The 674-nt window shown below is 68.4% G+C and carries 1 protein-coding gene; it reads left to right on the top strand.

Going from position 1 to position 674, the window contains the following annotated elements:
• Positions 1 to 674: transposase (locus AC1DIP_RS22225; RefSeq protein WP_477735117.1), on the top strand; the 674-nt coding region annotated here is incomplete at both ends.

Genomic DNA, 674 nt, shown 5'->3' on the forward strand with positions numbered 1-674 from the left:
CCCGAAACGCTGGACGGAAAGGCTGCTGATGCCTACGCTCTGCTGGCCCTGGTCGCCGGGCAGGACGTGGAACCGGCCGAGGACTCCGACGGGACCGACGGGCGATGGCGGATCGCCCGGAAGGTCGCCCCGGACCGGATGATCTCCACCGTTGACCCCGACACCCGGCAYGCGCACAAGACCCAGTCCAGGCAGCAGGACGGATACAAGGCCCACATCGTGATCGAACCCGACACCGGGCTGATCACCGCCGCGGAACTGACCAAGGCCTCCGGCCCGGAAAACAGCGAYGGGGCCGTCGGTGCCCGGCTGATCGGCATGGATTCCACGATCGCCGGCACCAGCCTGGACGTCCTGGCCGACTCGGCCTACGGCACGGGGGACATGCTCGCCGCCCTCACCCGTGCCGGCCACACCCCGGTGATCAAACCMTGGCCCCTCCGCCCAGCAGTCGAAGGCGGATTCACCCTCGATGACTTCACCGTCGACGAAGCAGCCGGCACCATGACCTGCCCGCACGGACTCACCCGCAACATCACCACCAAACGACGGGTCACGTTCGGCGCCGCCTGCACAGGCTGCCCCCTCCGGCACCGATGCACCGCCTCACCGCGAGGACGCAAAATCGTTCTCCACGAACATGACGCGCTGCAACGGCAACACCGCCAACGCGC

The organism is Pseudarthrobacter sp. 05T312 (assembly GCF_056396685.1).